The organism is Brevibacterium sp. XM4083 (genome assembly GCF_006489205.2).
Taxonomy (GTDB): domain Bacteria; phylum Actinomycetota; class Actinomycetes; order Actinomycetales; family Brevibacteriaceae; genus Brevibacterium.
The window spans coordinates 1-4,659 of record NZ_VFYR02000011.1; the positions used below are offsets into that span (position 1 = coordinate 1).

Annotated in this window: 6 protein-coding genes; 4 read left to right on the top strand and 2 right to left on the bottom strand. The window is 65.4% G+C overall.

The window, feature by feature from the left end:
• Nucleotides 1-202: 202 nt before the first annotated feature.
• Complete coding sequence (locus tag FJ887_RS18170; protein WP_250786302.1) at nt 203-346, bottom strand: hypothetical protein; 144 nt, start codon at nt 344-346, stop codon at nt 203-205.
• Complete coding sequence (locus FJ887_RS18175) at nt 343-1,770, bottom strand: MFS transporter (RefSeq protein ID WP_250786303.1); 1,428 nt, start codon at nt 1,768-1,770, stop codon at nt 343-345. Before FJ887_RS18175 ends, FJ887_RS18170 begins: the two co-directional genes overlap by 4 nt.
• A gap of 63 nt (nt 1,771-1,833) precedes the next feature.
• Here FJ887_RS18175 and FJ887_RS18180 point away from each other — a divergent pair, with 63 nt between their 5' ends.
• The 4 genes from FJ887_RS18180 (at nt 1,834) to FJ887_RS18195 (ending at nt 4,409) form a co-directional block, all read left to right on the top strand.
• On the top strand, nt 1,834-2,229 hold the full coding sequence (locus FJ887_RS18180; RefSeq protein WP_250786305.1) for a MerR family transcriptional regulator: 396 nt from the start codon (nt 1,834-1,836) through the stop codon (nt 2,227-2,229).
• A gap of 33 nt (nt 2,230-2,262) precedes the next feature.
• Nucleotides 2,263-2,796: a GNAT family N-acetyltransferase gene (locus FJ887_RS18185; RefSeq protein WP_250786306.1), complete on the top strand. Its 534-nt coding sequence runs from the start codon at nt 2,263-2,265 to the stop codon at nt 2,794-2,796.
• Between the two features lie 81 nt (nt 2,797-2,877).
• Nucleotides 2,878-3,171, top strand: coding sequence for a helix-turn-helix domain-containing protein (locus tag FJ887_RS18190; RefSeq protein WP_211978174.1), 294 nt, complete (start codon nt 2,878-2,880; stop codon nt 3,169-3,171).
• Nucleotides 3,168-4,409, top strand: a complete 1,242-nt coding sequence (locus tag FJ887_RS18195) for a type II toxin-antitoxin system HipA family toxin (RefSeq protein ID WP_250786307.1) — start codon at nt 3,168-3,170, stop codon at nt 4,407-4,409. The genes FJ887_RS18190 and FJ887_RS18195 overlap by 4 nt, the downstream gene beginning before the upstream one ends.
• Nucleotides 4,410-4,659 lie beyond the last annotated feature (250 nt).

Below are 4,659 nucleotides of genomic sequence, written 5' to 3' on the forward strand. Positions count from 1 at the left end.
GGTGGTTGTGGGAGAGTAAGTGACTGCCGCAATATTCGTTGATGGTGGGGGCACCCTTTTGGGGGTGCCCCCACTTTCTGCATTCACGCACCGGACCGGGCGTCGAGCCGGCTGGCGTGGTGGTGGGGGACTGGTGAGGTCCCCCTTTTGCTGCATTCACGCACCGGACCGGGTGTCGCGCCGGTTGGGGTGTCTGCTGCGGTCAGGTGGGGGTGTCGAGTCCGAGGAAGCGGCGGACTGCCTCGGTGCCGGTGACCTCGACCGGCTCGGGCCCGCGGATGATGTCGGCAGCCGGCAGCCGGCAGCCGGCAGCACCAACTGGTGCTCCGTGTGCGCGATCTGTCATGTCGACGTCGGCTCTGGCTCACTGTCGGCGGCTGTCGCGCGGGCGTCCAGGGAACGAGCAGCCACGGCTGCCCCGAGGCCGAGGAGTGCCAACAGCGCGAACAGTGCGAACAGGCCGGCTGCGGCACCCGCGATCGAGGGCAGGGCTGAATTGACGACGATACCGCCGATAGCGGCCGCGAATGCCTGGCCGAGTTGGCTGACTATGGGAATGGCAGCGGCGGCGATTCGGCCGTCTGCCTCGCTCGAGCTGCTCGACATCACGCGCACGGACAAGTGCGGGTTCGCCAGCCCGACGCCCACACCGGCAAGGACCAACGCCAGTATCCAGCCGACGATGACCATCGGCCCGGCCATCGGAACGATCTGCAGAATGACGAGCACCGTCATCGCGACCGTCGTCACGGCCGGCCCAAGGACGAGCAGACGTGCTTGCACAGCTGGGCGTTCGGCTCGGGAGCTCCAGATGGCAGCGACTGACCAGCCGATCGACACGGTTGCGCCGAGGAAACCGGCGGCGAACGGGGCAAGCTCGAACAGACGCTGCCCGAACAGGGGCGTGAACGCCTCGCTGGCCGGCGCGGCCGTGGTCAACGCCAGGGCAAGATAGATCCATTTCAGCGACCCTTGTGTGTAGGCAAGGGGCGGCAGAACACCGACCCGCGCTCTTCGGTCGACGGCGATGAAGGCGACCAGCAACATCATCGCCAACACGACCCCGACCCACACCCAGGCTCTTGGGAGGATGCTGGTGATGCTGAGCGCAGCGATGGCGACGATGAGAATGATCATCGACGTCAGCGGCAGCCGCGGCAGGTACACAGACCGCTGCGACCTAGGCAGCGTCAAGGGCGCGGCGATCGCGAGAACGACACCCGCGGCGGCCACCGAGGCAAACGCGAGCCGCCAGGCATCGAGCTGTGCGAAGGCCCCGCCAGCGGTCGGACCGACAATCGTCCCGACTCCGAACATCGCCGACACGACTGCGGTTGCTCGCGCCCACGCCGTCTCAGGCAGCGCCGTCCGGATGAGAGCGAAGGCCAAACCGGACAGCAGTCCACCGCCGACGCCCTGCGCCGCGCGGCCGATCAGGAGAACCTCCATGCTCGGTGCTGCGGCTGCAACGGCGCTGCCGATCGCGAACGCACCCGCACCGAGGACGTATGAGCGGTGAGAGCCGAGCCGGCCCAGCAGCGCCGGAGTCGCCACCGTAGCGGCCACCCCCGCGACGATGAATACAGTCGTCACCCACGCGTAGTACACCTCGCCGCCGATCTCGGCGACGGCGCTCGGCATCAGAGCGCTCGTGAGGTACATGGTGACTGCCTGCAGCAGAATCCCCGCAGCGAGCACCGTCATCACCCCGGCAGAGGACCGGGCGGTTCCGCGATTCATGGAATTCGCTGTACTCGATGTGGTGTCCATGGTCGTCACGCTAGAACTTCAACATATATTGAAGTCAATCCCTGAATCTGGGAAGCTCTGCCTATGACGACGACACCACTCATCGACACGAAGCATCTCCTGACTGTGCGGGATGTTGCCGTGGACAGCGGCGTGGCCCCTTCTGCGGTCCGGTTCTATGAACGGCACGGGGTGATCACCGCAGTGCGCACGCCGGGTAACCAACGACGGTTCGACACAAGCGCCGCATGCCAGATCAGAGTGGCGAAGCTCGCCCAGCGCGTCGGGTTCACTGTTCGAGAGATCGCCGAGGTCTTCGATGATCTGCCCGACGACCCGCAGCCCCAGGATTGGAACCGCATCTCCGCACATCTCGTCGCGAGCGCGGAACGCCGCCTGGATGAACTCACCCGTGCCGTCGACTCCATGCGTGCGGGAGGGCGACTCTGCGACCTCAACGACGCTCTTGCGGCGGAATGAGAAACGGAACGGCGCAGGAGTAGTGTCAGAAGAATGATCATCCGTCGTGAGACCGAATCAGACATCAGCGCCATTCGCTCCGTCACCGCAGAGGCATTCCGCAGCGCCGCTCACAGTGCACCCCCGGTCGCCCCGGGCGGAGACCCCGGAGAGGTCACTCTCATCGAGTGGCTGCGGGACGACGAGTCCTGGATTCCCGAGCTCTCGCTCGTCGCAGTCATCGACGACGCCGTGGTCGGACACATCGTCGCCACTCGTGCTCATGTCGGTACCGCGCCGGCAGTCGGGATCGGTCCGGTCAGCGTGCTTCCGGCCCACCAGGGCAGAGGGGTCGGCTCCGCGCTCATGGAGTACGCTCTCGGCGCTGCCGACGCACTCGGCACCCCGGTCGCCGGCCTCCTCGGCGATCCGAACTTCTACGGTCGCTTCGGTTTCGTCCCCGCCTCAGCGATGAGCATCGAATCTCCCGATCCCGCATGGGGCGATTTCTTCCAGACCCGAGCGCTGTCGACCTACGCCGGCGAACACGGGAGCTTCCGCTACGCGGAGCCATTCACGCGTCTCTGAAGCCTGCCAACATGCTGTTATGGGTAGTATCATGATCATAATCGCAGTTAGCGGGTGAGATACGGTCAGTTAGGAGGCGTTATGGACGTCACGCGCGCGGTGGGGCGCCGCCTCGGCGACGTCGGCGGTTCGATCCGCAGGTGGCGTCTCATGCAATCGCTCAAAGCCGCCGAACTCGCGCAACGCGCAGGCATCTCGAGGACGACTCTGCAGAAGATCGAGCGCGGCGATCCCGGAGTCTCGATCGGCGCGGTGATGTCGGTGATGCAGGCGCTCGGACAGCTCGACCACGTCGCCGAGTCGTTCGACCCATTGAGCACAGATGTCGGCAGGTTGCGGTCGACGGAATCGCTGCCTGAGCGGGTTCGCCGATGAAGGCCGATGAGGTGCTCATCGATCTCGATATCAACGGTCGCACCGAGCTCGTCGGCACTGCCTATTTCCACGTGGCCCGCAATGAGGTGTCGACCACGTTCGTCTACTCGCCGGGCTACCTCGCCCAACGGTGGGCGTTCCCGATCGACCCTCAATTGCCCTTGTCGACCGGATCGTTCACGGTCGCCGGCCTGCCGGGGGCGTTGAGCGATTGCGCTCCGGATCGATGGGGCCGCAATCTCGTCGCCAAGCAGCACCAGAGACTCGTCGCCTCAGGGCAGGCTCGCCACCGCCGGCTCACCGAGGTCGATTACCTCATCGGAGTCAGTGACATCACCCGCCAGGGTGCTTTGCGATTCCGCAGTCCGGAGTCCCAGGCACATCTGGCAGCCGGAGCTCATGTTCCCCCGCTCATCCGACTGCCTGAACTCCAGAGGGCGGCCGATGAGGCCGCCGATGGATCCGATGCGGCGGCCAAGCGCCTCCTCGACGCCGGAACCGGGTCGCTCGGTGGCGCTCGACCGAAGGCCTCCGTCCTCGGGGGCGGGGGCCTGATGATTGCGAAGTTCTCCCGACCCACCGACGAATGGTCGGTCATCGCCTGGGAGGGGGTCGCGCTCGAGCTTGCGTCCCGTGTCGGCATCTCTGTCCCCGGTCGGCAGCTGCTCGCTCTCGACGATCGACCCGTTCTCGTCGTCGACCGATTCGACCGAGATGGTCGGTCTCGGGTTCCGTATCTGAGTGCGATGACGGCGACGGAGAGGCGCGACGGCGAGCCAGGCGACTATATCGACATCATTGAAGCGATCGAGGACCTCAGTCTCAACTGGCGGCGTGACTGTGCGGAGCTGTTCCGGCGAGTGGTGTTCTCCGTCGCGATCCACAACACCGATGACCATCTGCGCAATCACGGATTCCTGCGACAGCCCGCGGGGTGGGAGCTCAGCCCGGTCTTCGACATCAACCCCGAGCCAGATGTCGACACCGAACGGCAGACTGCGATCAGTGGTGCGCGGTCGGCTGACGAGGAGGCGTCCGCTCTTCTCGACTTCGCGTCGCTCTGCCACCTCGATGCTCGACGGGCACAGCACATCATGAGAGACGTCGCCGAGGCGGTCGGCCAGTGGCGCAGCGTCTCCCGCGAGCGCGCATTGCCGACGTCGGAGATCGCGATGTTCGGTGACGTCATCGACCGCCAGGTCAACGCGGTTCTGCGTGCCGCCGGAGGGGCGATATAGGCGTAGTCGGCCTGTTTTCCGGGGTGATTTCGCCCCCTTTGCTCCGTGTGGTGGTTGTCACCCCGGAATAGTCGATTCCGGGGTTGCGTGAGGGGTCTGGAGTGGTCTAGAGTTATATCTCGTTCGCCTCACCGGGAACACCACGATCAAAGGGTGTTTCTACCGGGTGTGACCAGCACAAACAATGGTTTGATGCGGTGGATCACAGCAGCGGTTGAGACAGTGAGAGCGGACAACCTGTGGATGCCCC